The sequence below is a fragment of the Streptococcus suis genome, assembly GCA_002831545.1.
GTDB classification, from domain to species: domain Bacteria; phylum Bacillota; class Bacilli; order Lactobacillales; family Streptococcaceae; genus Streptococcus; species Streptococcus suis_P.
Genome location: CP025095.1, coordinates 2,473,072 through 2,493,037 on the forward strand (window position 1 = coordinate 2,473,072; position 19,966 = coordinate 2,493,037).

Annotated in this window: 21 protein-coding genes and 1 pseudogene; 2 read left to right on the forward strand and 20 right to left on the reverse strand. The window is 41.2% G+C overall.

Annotation, left to right across the window (positions count from 1 at the left end; all coding sequences use genetic code 11):
* Positions 1 to 94: 94 nt before the first annotated feature.
* From CWM22_12135 to CWM22_12230, 20 genes and pseudogenes are all read right to left on the reverse strand, one after another.
* Positions 95 to 1,384 carry an IS4 family transposase gene (locus CWM22_12135; GenBank protein ID AUC92588.1) on the reverse strand — a complete coding sequence of 430 codons (1,290 nt, stop codon included), beginning with the start codon at positions 1,382 to 1,384 and terminating at the stop codon, positions 95 to 97.
* A gap of 422 nt (positions 1,385 to 1,806) precedes the next feature.
* On the reverse strand, positions 1,807 to 4,251 hold the full coding sequence (locus CWM22_12140) for a sulfatase (GenBank protein AUC92589.1): 2,445 nt from the start codon (positions 4,249 to 4,251) through the stop codon (positions 1,807 to 1,809).
* A 12-nt stretch (positions 4,252 to 4,263) separates the two neighbouring features.
* Positions 4,264 to 6,075, reverse strand: coding sequence for a hypothetical protein (locus CWM22_12145; GenBank protein ID AUC92590.1), 1,812 nt, complete (start codon positions 6,073 to 6,075; stop codon positions 4,264 to 4,266).
* A gap of 120 nt (positions 6,076 to 6,195) precedes the next feature.
* A complete protein-coding gene (locus tag CWM22_12150; protein AUC92591.1) occupies positions 6,196 to 7,068 on the reverse strand; it encodes a 16S rRNA (adenine(1518)-N(6)/adenine(1519)-N(6))-dimethyltransferase RsmA in 873 nt (290 codons plus the stop codon).
* Between the two features lie 11 nt (positions 7,069 to 7,079).
* The gene (locus tag CWM22_12155; GenBank protein ID AUC92592.1) at positions 7,080 to 7,934 is read right to left on the reverse strand and encodes a DNA methyltransferase; all 855 of its coding nucleotides are present in this window, start codon (positions 7,932 to 7,934) and stop codon (positions 7,080 to 7,082) included.
* Between the two features lie 14 nt (positions 7,935 to 7,948).
* Positions 7,949 to 9,625 (reverse strand): hypothetical protein, encoded by a 1,677-nt coding sequence (locus tag CWM22_12160; protein ID AUC92593.1) that lies wholly within the window; start codon positions 9,623 to 9,625, stop codon positions 7,949 to 7,951.
* A gap of 140 nt (positions 9,626 to 9,765) precedes the next feature.
* Positions 9,766 to 10,023: a Txe/YoeB family addiction module toxin gene (locus tag CWM22_12165; GenBank protein ID AUC92594.1), complete on the reverse strand. Its 258-nt coding sequence runs from the start codon at positions 10,021 to 10,023 to the stop codon at positions 9,766 to 9,768.
* Position 10,024: 1 nt separating this feature from the next.
* The gene (locus tag CWM22_12170; GenBank protein ID AUC92595.1) at positions 10,025 to 10,285 is read right to left on the reverse strand and encodes a type II toxin-antitoxin system Phd/YefM family antitoxin; all 261 of its coding nucleotides are present in this window, start codon (positions 10,283 to 10,285) and stop codon (positions 10,025 to 10,027) included.
* Between the two features lie 75 nt (positions 10,286 to 10,360).
* Positions 10,361 to 10,815, reverse strand: a pseudogene (locus CWM22_12175) (DNA mismatch repair protein MutT).
* A 6-nt stretch (positions 10,816 to 10,821) separates the two neighbouring features.
* Entirely contained in the window at positions 10,822 to 11,151 is a 330-nt protein-coding gene (locus tag CWM22_12180; protein AUC92596.1) for a type II toxin-antitoxin system RelE/ParE family toxin, read from the reverse strand.
* Positions 11,141 to 11,428, reverse strand: a complete 288-nt coding sequence (locus CWM22_12185; protein AUC92597.1) for a toxin-antitoxin system antitoxin subunit — start codon at positions 11,426 to 11,428, stop codon at positions 11,141 to 11,143. Before CWM22_12185 ends, CWM22_12180 begins: the two co-directional genes overlap by 11 nt.
* 97 nt (positions 11,429 to 11,525) lie before the next feature.
* Positions 11,526 to 11,894, reverse strand: a complete 369-nt coding sequence (locus CWM22_12190) for a hypothetical protein (protein AUC92598.1) — start codon at positions 11,892 to 11,894, stop codon at positions 11,526 to 11,528.
* Positions 11,887 to 12,456: a ribonuclease M5 gene (gene rnmV / locus CWM22_12195; GenBank protein ID AUC92904.1), complete on the reverse strand. Its 570-nt coding sequence runs from the start codon at positions 12,454 to 12,456 to the stop codon at positions 11,887 to 11,889. The genes CWM22_12190 and rnmV overlap by 8 nt, the downstream gene beginning before the upstream one ends.
* Entirely contained in the window at positions 12,440 to 13,222 is a 783-nt protein-coding gene (locus CWM22_12200) for a TatD family deoxyribonuclease (protein AUC92599.1), read from the reverse strand. The genes rnmV and CWM22_12200 overlap by 17 nt, the downstream gene beginning before the upstream one ends.
* A gap of 106 nt (positions 13,223 to 13,328) precedes the next feature.
* Positions 13,329 to 13,466, reverse strand: coding sequence for a 50S ribosomal protein L34 (locus tag CWM22_12205; protein AUC92600.1), 138 nt, complete (start codon positions 13,464 to 13,466; stop codon positions 13,329 to 13,331).
* A gap of 167 nt (positions 13,467 to 13,633) precedes the next feature.
* On the reverse strand, positions 13,634 to 14,629 hold the full coding sequence (locus CWM22_12210; GenBank protein ID AUC92601.1) for a protein jag: 996 nt from the start codon (positions 14,627 to 14,629) through the stop codon (positions 13,634 to 13,636).
* 19 nt (positions 14,630 to 14,648) lie between these two features.
* The gene (locus tag CWM22_12215; protein ID AUC92602.1) at positions 14,649 to 15,461 is read right to left on the reverse strand and encodes a protein translocase component YidC; all 813 of its coding nucleotides are present in this window, start codon (positions 15,459 to 15,461) and stop codon (positions 14,649 to 14,651) included.
* Positions 15,445 to 15,804: a ribonuclease P protein component gene (locus CWM22_12220; protein AUC92603.1), complete on the reverse strand. Its 360-nt coding sequence runs from the start codon at positions 15,802 to 15,804 to the stop codon at positions 15,445 to 15,447. Before CWM22_12220 ends, CWM22_12215 begins: the two co-directional genes overlap by 17 nt.
* 70 nt (positions 15,805 to 15,874) lie before the next feature.
* Positions 15,875 to 17,269, reverse strand: a complete 1,395-nt coding sequence (gene argH, locus CWM22_12225) for an argininosuccinate lyase (protein AUC92604.1) — start codon at positions 17,267 to 17,269, stop codon at positions 15,875 to 15,877.
* 13 nt (positions 17,270 to 17,282) lie between these two features.
* Positions 17,283 to 18,476, reverse strand: coding sequence for an argininosuccinate synthase (locus CWM22_12230; protein AUC92605.1), 1,194 nt, complete (start codon positions 18,474 to 18,476; stop codon positions 17,283 to 17,285).
* Between the two features lie 283 nt (positions 18,477 to 18,759).
* On the opposite strand from CWM22_12230, the gene CWM22_12235 reads away from it, so the two are divergent.
* Both CWM22_12235 and CWM22_12240 read left to right on the forward strand, forming a co-directional pair.
* On the forward strand, positions 18,760 to 19,290 hold the full coding sequence (locus CWM22_12235) for an NUDIX hydrolase (protein AUC92606.1): 531 nt from the start codon (positions 18,760 to 18,762) through the stop codon (positions 19,288 to 19,290).
* 309 nt (positions 19,291 to 19,599) lie between these two features.
* Positions 19,600 to 19,962, forward strand: a complete 363-nt coding sequence (locus tag CWM22_12240) for a MerR family transcriptional regulator (protein AUC92607.1) — start codon at positions 19,600 to 19,602, stop codon at positions 19,960 to 19,962.
* The last annotated feature ends 4 nt before the right edge of the window (positions 19,963 to 19,966 follow it).

The window sequence follows — 19,966 nt, forward strand, 5'->3', positions numbered from 1 at the left end:
ACTATTCCCGTCCGAGCAATTGATGACCAAACGGGAATAGTTTTTGTATTTAGGGCGCACAAAAAGGATGTTTTTTAACCCAATTTTTCAACTATTATGTTACTCTATAAGTGAAGCTTACAGGTGCCTTGCTTTTTATCTTTCTTTGGAACGTTCGATTGGGTCGGATGATGGATAAATGTTTGGCAATGTAGGTTTCTAATTGGAAGGAAGTGAGTTTGTTTCTAAGAAATTTTCGACAGGCATAAACAGCGTCTGAAAAACAAATTTTATAAGCCTGTTTTAACTTTGATGTTTTAATAGCAACGTGTGAGGTTAGCCATTTACAAACATTAAAATTGATAAAGCGAGCGTAGATTTCTTGGAGAATCCCTTCCTTCTTTTTTGCATGAAAATGAGTCAGACCGATACTGTATTTTAGGTCACGAAAACTGGTCTCTATGCCCCATCTGTAGGCATAGAGCTCTTTTAATTTTTCTGGAGAATAATCGGTGTTTGTCACCAAAGTTTCAAAGAAACCTGGCTTGATTTCGAGACGCACCATTCGAAAATGAAGTTCGTAAAACTGAACTGGGTCGCTTTTTCGGCTAGAGCTTGGTAGAAAGTCAAAGGATGTGTGATTAGGTAAACAGCGATAGTGATTAGGAAAATTTTGATACTGTTGCTTCATCTCATTGGTCTGTTTCCGACAGATGTTTAGGTCAAATTTTTCATCAAAACAAGGGGTGTCAGGGAGGTTAAATCCTGATTTCATAGAATGATTCCCGTCACGAATACGAATAATATAGGACCAATTTCTTTCTTGGCAGTGAGCCATGACATTGTAGGATTCATACCCCCTATCCATTATTACCAGAGCTTGTTTGAAAGAAGAGTTCTTCATCATATCAATAAAAGCCGCACGTTCATCAACCTCTCGATTATCTTGGATCCGTAAATCATGATACATCTCTTGTTCGAGATTGTAGAGAGCATTAATATGAATGAGATTGTAAGGAGTGTGGTGTGGTCCAGTTTGAAAAGAGGTCGTTTTATCAAAACGATTTCTTGGTAGAATCACATCACTGCCATCAACAGCCAGGATAGGGAGATTATCAGAGATTGGAATTTTAGAAGTAATATCCCTAAAAAGTGTTTTAAAAGCTTGGTGTTTAATCTGATACCGTCGTTGAACAAAGGCAGATTGAGAGACAGGCAAATCTAAATCAAGTAGCTCTTTGGCTAAGGTATTACCACCCATGGTCAGTATGGCTTGAATCATGGTTTTCATCGTTAGCTGACTTTGCCGACTAAAATCTTTTTCAGGATGAAGCACAAACTGATTGGCACTAGAAACGATGTCGTTAATACTATCAAGTAAATGAGCTTTAATCTGATCTAGCATGACTTTTCCCCTTTTATTTTTAGTGTACCATAGAAAAAACTAACCTACCACAAAACGTGATAGGTTAGTTAACTTAATGACATTGGGCAAAAAGCCCCACCTCGCTTCCCAGGGTTCGTGTCAACATCTCAGCGCAGTGGTTGATTGGGTTTAACAGTCCAGTGGACTGTTAAAGGTTGGAGATAGTATTTGCGAAGCAAATCTCAGCAATTCGCATTTTACACTCCAAATCTGGCCTATACGACTGATGCGAATAGAGTTCGATTCATCTCCAACCTCAAACTGTCTCCCAGACAGTTTGAGCTGTGCAGGGGTGGGAGTGAAACAGTCTGGGAATAGACTGTTTCAGCTCAACAACTGGAAATAAGGACTTGTTGACGAACTCTTTATTGACCAGTCGAGTTCTTTCCCACTCCCTATTTTTATTCTGTCGTTTCAGTCGCTACTTTGAAAAAATCTTTGTATTTCAAAAGGTAGCCTTTTCCTGTGGATAGGTCATATTGGACCAGTTTGAGTTCTTCTGCAACTTTCGCATCCCGCTCAGCCTGTCCTACTCGGTCCTTATGAAGTACTTCTGTCAAGAGGGCATAGTAAGGACTGACCTTGTTATTGGTCGTCTCCAGCATCAGTGCATTCATGTCGCTAGAATTGACCAAATCATAATGGTAGTCTTCCGTTTCAAAATTACTCCACACGAAATAATCTGTCTTGTACTGCGCGCTTGGGTCCGTCACGAAGGCAGACTCTGGATACAAACCTGGTAGGTGGTCACCGTAAAAAACAACTGTCACTTTCTTATCCAAGGTCTTAAGCTGGTCTAGAAAATCTCTGGTTGCCTGATCCGTAAAGGACAGCAAACGAACATAGCTATTGAGGTTTTCATTTTCCTCAGCCGTGAAGCCTTCACCCGAAGCTGTAATACTTGCAGGCTCAGCAGAGTTCCACTGCACATGGTTTTGCATGGTAATGGCAGAAACGAATGTATTCGTTCCTGAACGTACCTGCTCCAAAATCAAGTCATAGGTCTTCTTGTCACTGACAAAATTCCCCTGATAATCCTCAGCCGTCACAGTAAGAGGATACTTGGCACTATTGAGAGTGTAGAATTGCTCAATCCCCAGCTGCTTATAGATAGAATTACGATTGTAACTAGTATCGAAGTAGGGGTGAATAGCCACACGGCTATCTGCAGGGTAGAGGTCGCTGATACTTGGCAACTTCTTCATATTTGGCGCCACATCCAGATAGACTGACGAAATAGAAGAATTATAATTGTAAAATGGCAAACCACTATAAACCTGAAACTCGATATTGGCAGTCCCACCACCATAGTGGTCGCTCTTCATCAAACCACTGGTAGTCTGACTCATGATGTACTCAATATTTGGAAGGACATTTTGACTTAGGGTCACACCGGGAATCCGACGCGGGTCAGCCAAACTCTCACTAAGAATGTAGATAACCGTCTGGTCAGTCAATTGACCTGTCCGTTCTGCATTGATTTCCTCAGCCAAGGCGGTATACTTCTTCACAATAGCCTTCATGGTCTTCTCAGAGTAATTCTCAGGCATTTCCATACTGGTCTTGCTGAGTTGCTGCAACCAGAGGAATGAAAGAGTGCGATAACGAGCCACAAAGGCGTAGCCCTTCCAGTCTACGTTCCGCCAGTTATTAACCTGAGAAAGAATAGGAATCCAGCCAGCAATCTTATGGTCTTTTTCATTGCGAATAGCCCAACCCATCCCTAAAATTAGGGATACGATGACTGAAACTCCTGCCAGCCTTTTCCAGATAGAAGCGACAATCCTTCCTTGGAAGTACTTCTTGTGAATACGTCGGTAGATAAACACAAGGAGGACTATAAAGACGAGCGATACCAAGACAACACGTAGACTGATAAAGCTGAGAATCATCCCCAAGTTCCCGACCCATTTGAAATCATTGGGGGTCAATGGCTCCGAACGGTAGCGGAATTTGAGAAAATTGGCCGTAACCAAAATGACGTTTAGACTAGCAATCACGGCAACAGATAAGATTTGGCGATTGATAACTAGGCTAATGATGACATTGAGGAAAAAGAGGCAGGCAATTTGGAAGACAATAGCCCCTGGAAAGAGGTGGCGTGTGAAATAAGAACCCGTTCCGCCAGCCATAGAAGCCTGATAACCGATATGCGACAACATAGCCAGAGCCAGACTGATAAAGAGCATACTGTGAACGTTGGTCCGATTGGCCTTAAACTCTACAAATGCCTTATGAAGATAGCGAAGAAAAATGTAAGTTCCTATAAAATGAATAGGTGCAAACAAGGGTGTCTGACTAAAGAACTCTACATAAGAGCCTTTCTCAACCAAACTCTCATAATGGCTATCTTTCCAGTAAGATATGGCGAGAGGACTGAGCGAGAGTAAGCTGGTCAAGAGCAAATAGCCATCTGGTACCAAGTGATTGGCTGACCACTGGCTTAATTTTTCTCGAATTCTCGTCTTCTTCCGCCACAAAAATGCCAATAATACAGGAAGAGCCAACATCAATAGAAGTTCAAATTGAAAGAGATTATTACGGAAAATATTCCAGGGTTGATACTTCTTGGCATTGAGCCGATAGACCAGGTTGACAAGATATAGAAAACCTAGAAAATAGCCGACATACTTGGCAAAGGTTTTGGTCTTGATAAACTGTTCGTACTTATTCAGCAGGACCAAGATATAAAAAGTAAAAATAAGATAGGCAAGCAAGGGCAGAGGAATAAACCAGAGCGGAAAAGATACACCGCTTAACAAAAGGGCCCGCCCCATCGCCAGCAAAACGGTCATAATCATAACTAGAATAAATTGCTTGCTTGCCTTGGGATTGATTTGTTTCATAACATTTCTCTCTTAGGAAAGGGTTGATTTTCGGTAAATAAAGCCGTAGTACATCGACCAGACTAGCCATCCAGTCAAGCTAATCACGATAACAGGCAGTAACCACCACTGTTGCTTGTAGGATAGGACAAGGGTATTCTGCCCTTTTTTGCTGGTAACCGTTGGCACACCGATTTCGGAAAGTTCCACATCCTCTCTATCTAAAACGGTGTCATTCAAAATAAGCTGACTATCTTGGTAAACAATAACTGGTACCGCAGTTTCTTCTGCTTCTGACGCCGTCCAAGTCACCACCAGCTGATTACCATCAACTTCTTTGGTAAATTCTTGATTTGGTAAAATCACTTGGTCACGGTAAGTGTAGTAAGTATTATCCGACTCCTCATTGGTCAGATGTCCAGTCTTTTCTGATAAATCTGGCACATAGTCAGGCGTGGATTTCTGAGCAATGTGGATAAATTCACCCAAGTCTTTGGAATGGAAAGAAGCCCGTAACTCTTCCGTCGTCCCGTACAAGGTCGTATGAATTCGTTTTTGCAGGAAGGTATCGCTATAGTAATGCCCATTGATTTCCTTATAACTCTGATTCCAGAGGAAACCAACCGAAACAAGCAAAGAAATAACAGTCAAACCAGAAAAGATTTTCTGCATTTTTTCTGACAAGCCTGAAACCTGTACCCCCACAACTGCCAACAACAAGGCATTGGCATATAGGAAGAAGCGGAAAGGAAATTGAATCAATTCGACAAGTGTAATTCCTTTTCCTGCAAACAACTGCCAAGGGAAGAGGTTGGTTGACAAGATTAAAAATACTGCGTAGGTCAAAGCAAGACCACCCAGAACCAGCGATTGTTTCTTCCAATTTTTCACCAAGAAATAGAGATAGATTCCAAAGAAAATTGGCAATGGATATGGATAGTAGAGAAAGGCCGTTTTGAGCCATGTTACGGTATTGAGGACAAATTTCTTGTTAACAAATGGTGGTACCAAAGTGTTGGTCGCGTTGATATAAATAAGCGGCAACCAGATGTTAATGGTCAGAAGTAAAAAAATTCCTACCGATAGAGCTACTTGCCCAATAATCTTCATTTTTTGGTCTGATTTCCACCAACCAATAAGGAAGAGTACACCATAGGCAATGACCAAGAACAAGGTCGATAGCATGTGAACCTGCAACATGAGCCCTACCGCTCCTGCCATGAGGAATATCGGTACTTTTTTAGTCTGTAGGAAACGGACTGCAGGGATTAAACAAAGCGGAAAGAGAGCCACTCCCCAGCTGGTAAATCCTTGGGTCGCCCACCAATACTGAATGGAGTAGGTCGTCACAAAGAAGAGAGACAAGAGAATAGAATGAGTATATTTGACCTTGACCTCACGCATGAGGAGATAGAGAGAGGTGGCACTCAGAGTTCCCAAGAGAAGATTGGATAAAATCTGATAGCGGAACCAGGTCCCACTCAAGAGTACCAAGGCGCCCTGTAGATAGGCAAAATAAGGCCCATAGAGAGCATTAACAATCCGTCCTGACTGCTGGTAACCATACAAACTGATAATATAGGAGAAATTGCCCTCCTTCATCTGCATAGCCGCATCATAGAAACGATTGTAGTGGAAAATCAAGTCCGCACCTGTCACCATTCCCTTGGTTAGCAAGTGGGGAACCAATAATAATAAAGAAAAGCCCACAAATAGGCCCAGGGCTACTAAATGGGGATGCTTTTTCAGCATAGTTTTTAACATATAGATACCTTCATAAAAAAAGAGGGAAACCCTCTCTTGTTTTTGTAAATATTCTGCCAATTTGCAGACAATATTTTTCAAAAGTTAGTCACATTTCAGTATAGCAAGCTTTCCACCCACTGTCAACGAACAAGGCAAACAGAAAAAAATTTTCCATTAAAATAAATATTGATTGCGGATTCCTCCACAATCAATACCTACTTATAAACCAACTTCTTGGAGGCTATCAGACAAACGTGCGAAGTCAGCCATAGAAAGTGCTTCTCCACGGACACTGGCTTCCAGCTCTGCCATGCCAAGTGCCTGCGTCAGCTTGTCCTTGACCTCGTCGGACTTGCCAAAATGGTTGGTCAGGTTATTCCACAGGGTCTTGCGGCGGTGCACAAAGCTGGCCTTGGACACTCGGAAGAAGAAATCTTCGTCCTTGACACTCACCAGGGGTTGCTCGCGGCGGACCATTTTAAGAATGGCGGAATCCACGTTTGGTGCGGGAACAAATACGGTGCGAGGAACGATGAAGGCCACCTTGGCAGTCATGTAGTACTGGACCGCAATGGACAGGCTACCGTAAGCCTTGGTGTTTGGCTCGGCAGAAATACGGTCGGCCACCTCTCGCTGCATCATGACCACGAACTCGCTGAAAGGAATCTTGCTCTCAATCAGGTGCATGAGGATAGGGGTGGTGATGTAGTAGGGCAGGTTGGCCACGACCTTGATAGGCAGGTCAGGATTTTTGAAATTCTGAATCTGGGTCTGCAGGTCGGTCTTCAAGATATCTTGGTTGACCACGGTCACATTGTCAAAGCGACCCAAGGTATCCGCCAAAATCGGAATCAAGCGATCATCAATCTCAAAGGCCATGACTTCGGCGGCATTTTCCGCCAAAAACTCGGTCAAGGCCCCGATTCCAGGCCCGATTTCGATGACATTGACATTCTGGTCAATCTCTGCCGTGTCCACAATCTTCTGTAAAATATTGGTATCGGTCAAAAAGTTCTGACCGAAGGATTTCTTAAAGGTAAACCCGTGGCGTTCAAGGACGGCCCGAGTAACGTTTTTGTCTGCGATTCTCATGTGTGTTCTTTCTATGAATTTTGTAAATTCAACAACTCTCCTAATCTACCTTTGTCAATATTTTTTGAGAAAAACATAAATTCCGTCCCCTTAGATTTATTGGCAACTGAATAATTAAGAGAATATTCTATATTATCAAAATCTGAGTATAATTCTTTTATCTCTGGACATAAATCATATGTGAGAATCCATTTTTTTTCTCTCATATGTGATGTTATAACTTCTTTTAAATCTACATGATTTTGATGAGAATAAAAATTAGTATATAGTGCCGAACCTTTGACATAATATGGTGGGTCAAAAAATGTTAGAGAATCTTTTGTTTTAGAAATTGACAACTTAATAAATTTCTCTGCATCCATATTATATAATCTAATTTGAGATCTATGACTAGCAATTAACCTTATTTTTTTAATCAACGACTCCTTATTAAACCTACAATCCAATTTATATACTCCAGATTGCTCTTTTCCACCAATAACACCTGCTTTTAAAATTCCTGAGCGATTCGTTCTATTTAAAAATAAGGTGGAAAAACCTAACTTTAACAAATCATCAATCTCTTTTTTTTGGACTTCGCGTTGCTTTTCCCATTCACTTATAGTGACACTTGTTTTCTCAATCATGTCAATTAATTCATCCGTATAATTTAATACAGAATACCAAAATGCATAAATAGCCTTGTCATAATCATTAACCATTATTTTCCTTACATCACCATTTATAAGTAATTTTAATGCTACACCGGCTCCCCCCATATAAGGTTCTATATATGTTCTACATTGATTTACCGCCACTAGCTCTTTAATATATTCGTAAACTTGAGTTTTCCCTCCAGGATACCTCAACGGAGTGTAGGTTATCATTATTTACCTCCATTTTATTCAATCGTTGGAAATCCATTTTCTTTCAATATTTGATTCATTTTTTTCAAAAACTCCAACTTGAAATTATCAAATATTTCTTTATTTTCTTTTATTAATAATCGTCTATATTTGTTAATCGTCCGACCATCTACTGAATTGTACCATTTTTTACACACGTCAGACTTATTATCTCTATAATTTCTAATATTAATCCCACAATCAATCATCGATTGTTTAAATTGCTCCTTTGTCTTGGATACTTCTTTAAAAAAGCTATCATCAGATTCTTTCTCTAGGATATAATTGACAATTTCTTTCTCAAAAGCAAAATTAGATTCTCTAATCGTAGGTATTTTTAGTATTTTATCAAAATTCCTATTGTTCAATTTTTTGTTATCTACATCACCATCAAATACAATCATTGACATCGAATCTTTTAATAATGCCGTTGCTTCTGTCGCTAATTTCTCTAAAAAAGGCCAACTGTTCCCATCTTTTGAAGGTGATAAATTAGCTTGAAACTCACATTTCCTAGCTAATTCGGTTCCTATAATTGCTTTAATTAAACCTACTGCTACATCATCTTCACATAATACTTTTATTTTTGTTAGATTACCCTTTTCTTCATTTTCTGTCAAAGTTAGCTCTCTTTTAGCATTTTTATACGAAGGGTTATGCCAAATCTCTAATCCTTTTTCATATGCTAATGTAATAAAATTAACCGCTATCTCATTTCTTTCAATTTCATGAGTCTTTTTCATGACTTCATCAATCAGGAATAATGAATGGGTATTGATAATTATCTGTACATTGTAATCTTTAGACCATTTATGTAAAAAATTAAACAGATTCAACTGAGAAATCGGATGTAAACTGGCTTCAAATTCATCAATCGATATCAGTCCTGTTAAGATTTTATTGTGTCCTCGATTAATATTTTCATCATATAATCGCATATAAGAAACTAAAATATTAACTATAGTACCTAAATTATCCTCTCCAGACGAGATAGAATCAATGTCATAATGAGAATTTTTAGGACCTATAGGTTGTTTTAAAACCGCTCCTGTAGCACTAGCATCAAATGTCTCAAAATCAGAAAATTCTTCCTTTAACAAAACTTTACCAAAAAAATCAGCAATAAACGTCTTTTCACTCTCAGTATAATTAGCCACATTATTATTTGAAATATTTGTCTCCACTAGTGGGAATAATCGTTTCAAATTTATGTAGGTTGAAGGTAACGTGAAATTCCCATCACCTTTCTGACTACCACTTACAACCACGCGATGTCTTTCATAATTTCCTGTTGTTGAATTATTACTTGGATACACTCGAACAGGTTCCCTCAATAGTTCTTTACTACCATCTTGGATAATTTCCAAATTAAGATCATATTCATATTTTTCAGTGTCTGTTTTCCCAGATAATTTAAATACCTGACTTAGTTGCGTCTTCAAACTATTATTAAATATATCTGTAAAATCCGTATTATACGGATGTGCAATCAATCCCATGATAGTTGATTTCATAGTTCCATTACGACCAGAAACAATTGTTATATTATCGGATAGAATAAACTCTTTATTTTCTATATTCCTAAACTTACGAATCAATATTCCCTTAACTTTACTGATTTTAACATCACTGTTATCAACAATCCCTAAGTCTTTTTTTGATCTGTATTCCATCATAGCTCCTTCAATAATTACATAATACAATAATAGTTATGTTTGCTCCAAACCACTCCAACTACTTGTGCAACTAATTTATAGCTTTCCCTACACAGCGAATTTTATCTTCTACATCTTTTATCTTTGTTTCTTTACTCTCACCCATAATGGTCCTTTAACGACAAGATATACAACTGGTCTGCTTCTACCATATAAATCAACCGATTCTCCGCATCAATCCGTCTCGACCAGGCACCCTGATAATCATACTTCAAAGGTTCTGGCTTGGCAATTCCTTCAAAAGGATGTCGTTGCATATCCTTGATAATCTTATTGATTCGCTTCAGTGTTTTCTTATCCTGACCCTGCCAATTAAGATAGTCTTCCCAAGCATCCTCTGTAAAATGAATTCCCATGTTAGTCTGCCTCTATCAGATTGCGTTCTTGGGTTTGTCCCGCTTTGACTTGAGCCATACCACGCAAGACTTTCTGAGATAGGTAGGCGTTCCGAGCAACAGCGAGGGTTTCTTGTAAACTATCCCACTCGCTCTTTGAGAGTACAACAATATCTTCCTCAGGATTTTTATTAACCACGACCAAAGGCTCAAACTCGTCATTGACCTTTTTCATGTAGTCCTTTAAGTGATTTCGAAAATGGGAATATACAATAGCTTCCATAAGCAATACCTCTTATCATTTCTAGGCTTACTATAGCATAGAAAAAAAGAGTTGTCAAACTTATTGTACAACTCTTTATCGATTCTCCACCTTCCACTCACCGTCTTCAAACCAGAAAAAATTCTCCGTCAGCTGTGGCTGTTCAAAGATTTCCAACATAGCTTCAAAACCGTCTGCCAGCTGAACATTCTTCAGGTCGCACGATCAATCCAAAAGACTTCTCCCTCATCAGAAGATTGGAGAACTCCTGAAAAATGGCTGGTTTTGTAGCAAAATACCAGATAGCGATAATGGTCAGTAGGATCCGTCCAGTTTTGAATGCCGCAGAGTTCAAGATTGGATACCGTCAAGCCTGTTTCTTCTTTGACCTCACGGATGACGGAGGAAATGATACTCTCGCCACGTTCAACATTACCACCAGGAAACGTGACTCCAGGCCACTTTTCAGATTTCCTATCCTGGACCAATACCTGCTGACCATCTGTAATCATACACATATTGGTTAGGATGACTTGTTCTGTCCTACTCATACTCTCTCACTTCAACAACTTGACATAATCACTCTTGGTCGCAAAAAGGTGACCAACTCGCACTTCATTTTCTACCACGCGATAGAGGGCAATGTAGTCTTTTCCAATGACATAGCCTCGGGTCAGATGAGGCGGGTCTATCTGTTTACCAAAACGGTTATCGGCGTTAAAGCCACGTTCAGGAAAAATTTGCAAACTCTCCAATGCTTCGACAATCATCCCGATTCGTCTTTTGGCAATTTCTTCTGAGAACTGTTCCGAGAAATAGGCGTAAATAACTGCCAATTCCTTCTCCACTGCTGGAGCAAGCATCACTGAATATGACTCAAATTCCATACTTCTCTTTGACACTTTCTAGGCTGATCCCTTGACCTGCCTCAATCGCCTGTTGGTTTTCCTGTATTTCCTTCTGAAGCTGTAAAAATAACTCTTCTCTTTCCAATTCCTCTTCAGTCAGAATTGGCAACTCATTTTTTACAGCAATGTTTTGCAAAAAGAGATTGAAACCAGCCGTCAAATCCAACTGGTTCATAGCAAATATTTCCTTGGCTTTTTCCAAAAGTCTGGAGTCAGTTTTAAAATTTACTTGGGCATCTTTTTTTATAGTTATCAATCTAGTCCGCCTCCTAGTTTTCTATATTGTAACATGAATATATCTCAGTAGCAATCTTCAAAAAAGCAGAAATAGTAATATTTCCGCTCTAGATTCCCTATCTCCCCAAATCATCAAAATAATAGAGATTCAAAAATTCTTCCTCAGTAACAGGACGTTCAAAATTGTAAAACCAGCGATAGACTTCCACGGCTGGGCCATCAAACTCTACCCTGTCGTCCATTTCTTGCACACCGGCAATATGAAACAAACGGCTCTGCTTCCAAATACCATCCGCATTGACATAGCCATCTTCAACTAAACCACGCAAATAGTCTGCTAGTTTGTTCTTATCAACCTGCTCATCCTCCCAAACAAGGACATCAGCCGGCAGCAAGTAGGTCACTTCTTCATAAGATGAATAATTTTCATAAGAAGGTTCAAACTCGTTTTTAACCAAGCACTTAACAGCGTAGACCCTATCCATGATAGCTCTCCATAGCCTCTTCCACTTCCGCCAGACCAATCCCAAACAGCTCCAAGCGTCTGAGCAGTTGCTTGCCGTTGCAGTAGCCGATACGGAGCTTTTCTCCCAGATACTCTCTCCTCTTGCGACTGTCACCGCCCATAAGAAGGCCTAGACGCATCAGGTCTGACTTGCTGATATCAAAGTTATTTTCATCATCATAATAGCCACGCAGGCCTGCAAGGGCCTTTTCCAAGTCTTCAAAGCTGGCGTGCTCAATGCCCAAGGACCGCCCTTTTGTCTTGGACTTAGGTGTAGCCTCGTCCCGCTGTAAGAAAGCGTGTTTGACCGTGGGAATGGCCTGCATAATGATCTTTCGAATCCGCTCGCCATTGTAGTCTGGGTCAGTAAAGACAATGACGCCTCGCAGGTCATGGAGTTTCTCGATGCGTTCCAAGTCATCGTCTGATATGGCAGAGCCTCTGGTTTCGTAGGTATCCACCTCGTAAAACCGCTTCAAGTTTGCCGTATCATCCTTGCCCTCGACAACGAGGACTTCTTGTATCTTAATTTTCTGAGTCAATTCTGAACAAGCTCCTTGCATTCTCGTAGGTCGCTTTCGCCACTTCTTCGACCGACTGGTTGCGAAGCTGGGCCAGCATTTCCACCACATATCTGGTGTAGCCGGTGCGATTTTCCCGACCCCGCTTGGGAACAGGCGCTAAGTAGGGTGCGTCCGTCTCGACCAGGATTTTTTCTAGGGGCAATGCTTGCGCCGCTTCCTGAAGTTCGACAGCTTTTTTGAAGGTCACCACTCCCGAGAAGGAGATGTGCATGCCCAGGTCCATGAAGGCCTGAGCCTCCTCCAGAGTGCCAGAGAAGGAATGCATGATGCCTCCGCGTAGACCGACGCCGACTTCCTTGATGAGCTGGTAAGTATCTTCCAAAGCATCACGCGTATGAACCACAAAGGGTAAATCCAACTGCTTGGCCAGCTCCATCTGCCGCTTGAAGACACGGGCCTGGGTTTCCTTATCTGCCGTCATCCAGTAGTAATCCAGTCCAATCTCTCCCAGGGCAATGACCTTGGGATGCTGGAGAGCCTTGAGTAGATAACATTCAACTTCCTCGTCATAAGTGCCAGCCTCTGTCGGATGCCAACCCAATGTCAGATAGATTTCAGGATGCTGATCAGCAAGCTCCATAGCCTTGTCAATGGTTGCTCGGTCAAAACCGACAACGTTGTGGAGAGTGACCCCCATTTCCTTGGCAAAGTCTAATTCTTCTTGGACCCGACCGTCAAACTGCTCTACGTTGAGGTGGGTATGTGTATCAAAAATTTGTATCATCGTTCCATCACTTTCTTTCCTACTATTGTAACATATTTCAGAAGATTCTTATGAGAAGAAAAAAACCAGCAGACTCGAGTTTCTGCTGGCTTCTCTTTTCATCTTCTTATGCTACTGTAAGAACTTTACGTCCCTTACGGCGACGAGCAGCTAACACGCGACGGCCGTTTTTAGTTGCCATACGGCTACGGAAACCGTGTTTACGCGCGCGACGGATTTTACTTGGTTGAAAAGTACGTTTCACGATGAATACCTCCTCTTAGATTCTTGTATTCGTTTAGCCGGCTAGTTTTGATCAGTTACTAAACATACCAAACTATTTTATATAAATTCTGTTCGTTTGTCAAGCTATTCTGCCATACTTTTAGGAAAGAATCAGAAAATCATTGAAAAAAGAGGACTAGCCTCTTTTTAATCATGATTCCCTTCAATATCTACGACGACATATCGGTTCGGCTCGCTGCCTTCTGAATAGCTTGTCAAACCATCCATTTTAGAGATAATGCGGTGGATAATTTTACGCTCACTACTTGACATCGGATCTGTATGGTAGGCTTCCTGCTCTGCCAAAACACGTTCTGCCAATTTTTGTGCGTAGCCTTGAAGAACCTCTGCGCGGTGTTCTACATAATCATTCACATTGATTGTGATATAGAAATTACGCTCATAACGGTTGTATAAGAAGTTCTGAGCCAAAAGTTGCAAGGCCTTTAAGACTTTTCCGTGATAACCGATAACACGACCTGGTTCATTGGTATCCACTTGAATATTGATTGTACGGCGATTATGACTTGTATCAATACGCGCCTCAACATCCATATCATCCAGAATTTCTTGTACATAAGCTGTCACTTCCGAAACAACTTGTTCAATATCATACTGGGGCTCAATCTTAATATCTAAATCAGCAAAATTATCTGCTTGATTTTCTGAGACGACTTCTTGATTTACGTCTTCCTTAGCAGATGTTGTTGCCTCTGTAGTAGTTAGTAAATCCTCTGAAAGAATTTCAATCCGACCTGTTTCTTCCAAAATCGTTGTCGCTTCTTTTTCATTTTTCAAGATCTGCGCTTTAATATCATCATCAAGCGTTTGACCAGACTTTTCAAATTCTTTCACCGCTGCAACAACTTTCCCAAGGTCAATTGTAGCTTCTGACACACTCTTCACTGGTTCATTGAGGTCATTGATTTCATCTGGAACGCCACGAACTGCTTTCTGATTAGCCTTAACAACCGTTGTTTCATTGATGACATCAATATCCACAATCGCTGGCTTTCTACCGAAACCAAGGAAACCTTTTTTCTCACGCGCAACCACAGTAATATGTGCTTTTTTTCGAGGAATATTTAGCTCTACCAAGCCATTCTGGATGGCCTCTTCAACACTTGCTCCTGTAAATTTCATCTTCTCTCTCCTAGTTTTCCTATTTCTTTTTCTGTGCTTTTTTCTGTGCCCGTCGGATTTTTGCCTGACGCTCTTTTTCCGCATCAATTTTCGCTTGACGCTCTGCTATTATTTTAAAAGGATTATTGAACACCAAGGTTTGAGCAACCTGATAGGCATTTGACACTGTCCAATACAAAGCCACCCCACTAGCAGCTGCCACAGCAAAGAAAAAAATCACCACGGGCATGGCATAGGTCATAATTGTCATAGCCATATTCTTCTCAATTGCTGATTTATTGGTCAACCATGAGCTGAGGAATGTAAACACTGCAGCCATAATCGGCAAAATAAAGAGCGGATCCGGCTCCCCAAGATTTAACCAAAGGAAGTGACCTACTTTCAAGGCTTCAACACGCGTCAGAGCTTGAAAGAGGGCCAAAAGGATTGGCATTTGAATAAAGAGCGGAATCATGGACGCTCTCATGCTGACGCCATTCTCTTTATAGAGAGCTTGCGTTGCTTCATAGAGCTGCTGGCGACTTTCCATATCCGTTCCTGGATACTCCGCTTGCAACTTTTTCAGCTTAGGTTGAAGCTCCTGCATCTTCCGTGAGGAATTCATCTGTATTTGGAACAACGGCAACAGAAGGGTTCGAATTAAAATGGTAAAAAGTATAATACCGATTCCAATTTGACCGTTGATAGATAGGAACTGAATAATGCTGGCAAACCAGTAAATTAATCTATCCCACGCATCTGTAGATTGACTGGTCACTGGCCCTGTTCCGCAGGCTGTTAAAACAATTAGAGATGCTACCAGTAGACCTGCCCATTTAACTTTCTTTTTCAATCACAACACCTTCCTGGTATAGTTTAGCTAGTTTCAAAACATGGATGAGGTTTTGCTTCATTTCTTGATAGGACAATTCCTCTACACCTTTTCGAGCAATGATAACAAAGTCATCTGCTACCAGTTGATGTTGGCATTCAATTAAGATGTGACGAATCCTGCGCTTAATCCTATTTCGCATGACAGCGTTTCCCAATTTTTTGCTGACAGATAGCCCTACTCGAAAATGCTTCTGTTCCCCAGCTAAATGATAGACAACAAACTTTCGGTTAGCTACATTGTTTCCTTTTGTAAAAATGTCATTAAAATCTCGTTCACGCTTGACACGATAGCTTTTTTTCAAACTGCCACTCCATCTTTCAAAATTACTTCTATTATACCATAAAATTCAAAAAAACCAATAAACATACCGTTTAGAGGCCTTTCGAAGCGATTATTTGTGCTTTTGCTTGCTGAATTTGCTGACGAATGGATTCAAATCCAGTTCCACCTAGCGAATTTCTGCGTGAAACGGCTGTTTCCGATTCTAGAGCTGTATAAATATCCGGTCCAATGACAGGCGACAACTCTTGATAACGTTCCAAAGGAACATCTTGTAAATAATAGCCTGCCTTGCTGCATTCTAATACCAATTTACCTACAATCTCATGCGCCTGGCGGAAGGGTAAGCCCTTGCTGGCCAGATAATCTGCCAACTCTGTCGCATTTGAAAAGTCCTTCTCTGTCGATTGAGCCATCCTTTCCTTATGGACTGTCATAGATTGCAACATCCCTGCCAAAATATCGATAGATACTAAAATCGTTTCCGCACTATCAAACATGCCTTCCTTGTCCTCTTGCAAGTCCTTGTTATAGGTTAAAGGCAGGGATTTCATGACTGTCAGTAGGCCAACTAAGTTCCCATAAACTCTACCAGTTTTCCCCCGAATCAGCTCAGCCATATCTGGATTTTTCTTCTGAGGCATGATGGAAGAACCTGTTGAAAAGGTATCGGATAGGGTGACAAATTGGTATTCATGTGAACACCAGTTAATGATTTCTTCACACAAACGCGACATGTGCATCATGAGAATGCTGGCATTGGAGAGGAATTCCAGTATAAAATCACGGTCAGAAACGGCATCAAGAGAATTACTATAGGGCTTAGCAAATCCCATCAAATCAGACGTCATCTGACGGTCAATCGGAAAGGTTGTCCCTGCCAAGGCCGCCGCACCAAGTGGGGATACATCTGTATGCTGCATGTTGAATGCAAAGCGCTCACTGTCTCGGCTGAACATGTTGTAATAGGCTAACAAGTGCTGAGCAAAACTAATAGGCTGGGCATGTTGCAAGTGGGTATAGCCGGGCATGATGGTTTCCACATGCTCCTGTGCAAGGTCTACTAAAATCTGACGTAGGTTGGCTAATTTGTCTACAACTTGAAAGAGTGTATCCTTCAGATAAAGGTGCATATCCGTTGCTACTTGATCGTTACGAGAACGAGCTGTGTGGAGTTTACCTGCAACTGAGCCTATTTTATCCGTCAATAGACTTTCGATATTCATGTGAATGTCTTCGTTACGAACATCAAACACTAACTTGCCAGCCTCATAGCCTGCTAACAATTCTTCCAGACCAGTTTGAATAGCCTGAGCTTCTTCTTGATTGATAATCCCTGTGGCTCCGAGCATCTTGACATGGGCTAAAGAACCCTGAATATCATACTTGGCCAGTTTTTGATCAAATCGGATGGAAGCTCCGAATTCTTCTACCCATTCCTCAAGACTGGCTTCAAAGCGACCGCCCCATAATTTCTTTGCTTCCATACACTCCTACTTTCTAGTCTTTCTTATGAATTTCTGCATTGACCTTGGTTGGCAAGCCCCAAAGCTTGATGAAACCAACTGCTGCATCTTGGTCAAAGGTATCTGCACTGGTATAGGTTGCCAAATCTTCGTCATAAAGTGAATTTGGAGATTTCCGAGCGACAACTTTAGCTGTTCCCTTATACAATTTCACTTTTGCTGTACCATTCACGACTGATTGAGTTGCTTGTAAATATGCTTTTAATGCCTGAGTAGCTGGATTGAACCACAAACCATTGTAAATCAAGTTAGAGAGTTCATTTGAAACAATCGGTTTGAAATGCGATACTTCGCGCACCAAGGTCAAATCTTCAATTTCCTTATGAGCAGTCAAAAGGGTAATGGCTCCTGGACACTCATAAATTTCACGCGATTTGATTCCGACCAAACGATTTTCCACATGGTCAATCCGGCCTACACCATGCTTACCAGCAATGACATTGAGTTTTTGGATGAGATTAGCAAGACTTAACTCTTCACCATTTACAGCAACGGGTACGCCCGCCTGAAACTCAATATCGACATACTCAGGAGTATCTGGTGCATTTTCTGGTGCAGTTGTAATACCAAAAGCATCTTCTGGCGCTTCATTCCATGGATTTTCTAAAACTCCGCACTCATTGGCACGGCCCCAAAGATTTTGGTCAACGGAATAAGGGCTATCCAAATCTGCTGGGACTGGTACACCATTTTCCTTGGCGAAGATGATTTCTTCTTCACGCGCCCATTTCCATTCCCGAACAGGGGCTACAACTTTCAAAGTTGGGTCCAGGGCTGCAATGGCTACCTCAAACCGCACCTGGTCATTTCCCTTACCAGTACAGCCGTGGGCGATAGTGGTTGCTCCTGTCTTATGAGCCATTTCCACCAACTTTTTGGAAATCAAGGGCCGACTGAGAGCTGATACCAGCGGATATTTTTGCTCATAATAGGCATGAGCTTGCAGGGCTGGTAGGACATATTCTTGGGCGAATTCTTCTTTTACATCCAATACATGGGACTCAATGGCACCAATGGACAGTGCTTTATCATGAATGAAGTCAAGATCTTTCCCCTCACCTACATCCATACAAACCGCAATCACATCATAGTCTTTTTTCAACCAAGCAATCGCAACTGAAGTATCAAGTCCACCAGAATAGGCTAAAATCAATTTTTCTTTTGTCATAAGCAATCTCATTTCTTTTTATTTTTATAAAACTTAGTGACTATTATAGTGTATATTTATACTTTTTGCAACATAAATATACAAAAAATTGAATTTTTTTTGTATATTTTCAATATTGATTTGAAAATAAGCAAATGAAAGAGGCGACTGACGTCAGCTTTCTAGCTCAGTAATCCTCCAATCAATCCTCCAATCATTCCAATACGCAAATACCCGCAAGATACTTGTCTAACACTTCCATGTGTGCTATACTGAATAACTACAAAATTGACAGGAGAATGAAATGGAAATCTGGAACGCCTACACAGCCGACGGTCAGCTGACCGACCACACTCTCACACGCGGAGAAGCCATTCCCAATGGCCTCTACCACCTGGTCGTCGAGTGCATCATCCGCCACCGCGATGGCAGCACCCTCTTCATGAAACGCGACAGCACCAAGCCCTCCTACCCTGACTATTATGAAGCGACAGCAGGAGGTTCAGCTTTGTTTGGGGAAATAGCAGAGCAGGCTATTTTACGCGAAGTCCGCGAAGAGACAGGAATTGAACTAACAGCTGACCAACTCCGCCACCATACACATTTTGTCGCCCATGATGACCAGTGTATCTTCCGCTGCTACTGGGCCGAAGCCAATTGGGACAAAGCTGCTATCCAACTCCAAGCCGAAGAAACCAGCAACTATATCTGGGTCCCACAAGAAAAACTAAAAGAGTTTCTTGAGAATGAGTTGGTTATTCCTAGGCAGAAAGACTATGTGGAGAGGCTGTTTTTAGAACAAGAACAGGGCAAGAGCGAGAATGCTACTCAGTAAAACATGAGATAAAAAGTGACTGAGACGATTTCTCCCAAAAAGAATGCGACCACCTAAGACACGCACACCGCAAGCCAAGATTAAACTGAAAATAAATCCCCAAACTGTCTGCCAGTCCAACAAACTGAGCAATACTGGGCAAGCATATAAAACCAGTAACCAGCTAGGAAGTTGCTTGCGATAAACCCAAGCAGATACAGGCAGTAGCCCCAAGTAGAGCACAATCAAGCATTTAACAACAATAATCATATAGAACTCCTTTCCCCACCAATTTATCATGAGGGGCTAAGCCCCTGTCAAGAGGACATTATGAAAACAGGACAAGTTATGCAACAATTTGGTATCAAACGTGATACGCTTCGTTTCTACACAGAACAAGGACTCTTACAACCGCAACTGATTGACGGCAATTACTACTGGAACGAAGAAGAAATCAACAACCTAGAAAATATCCTAGGACTTCGCCAATTAGGTTTGTCCGTCAAAGCCATTATCCGCATCAAGGAACTACATGACACCAAATGCGGCAGTCTCGAACAGCTAAAAGAAAACAAACAGGTCATACTGGATGAAATTGCCGACCGTGAAAAACAAATCCTCCTGCTCCAAGAACAGAAGGAAAATCTAGAAAATCTACTCCAGCAGATTGAGGAAAAATTACAGAATCTATAACAAA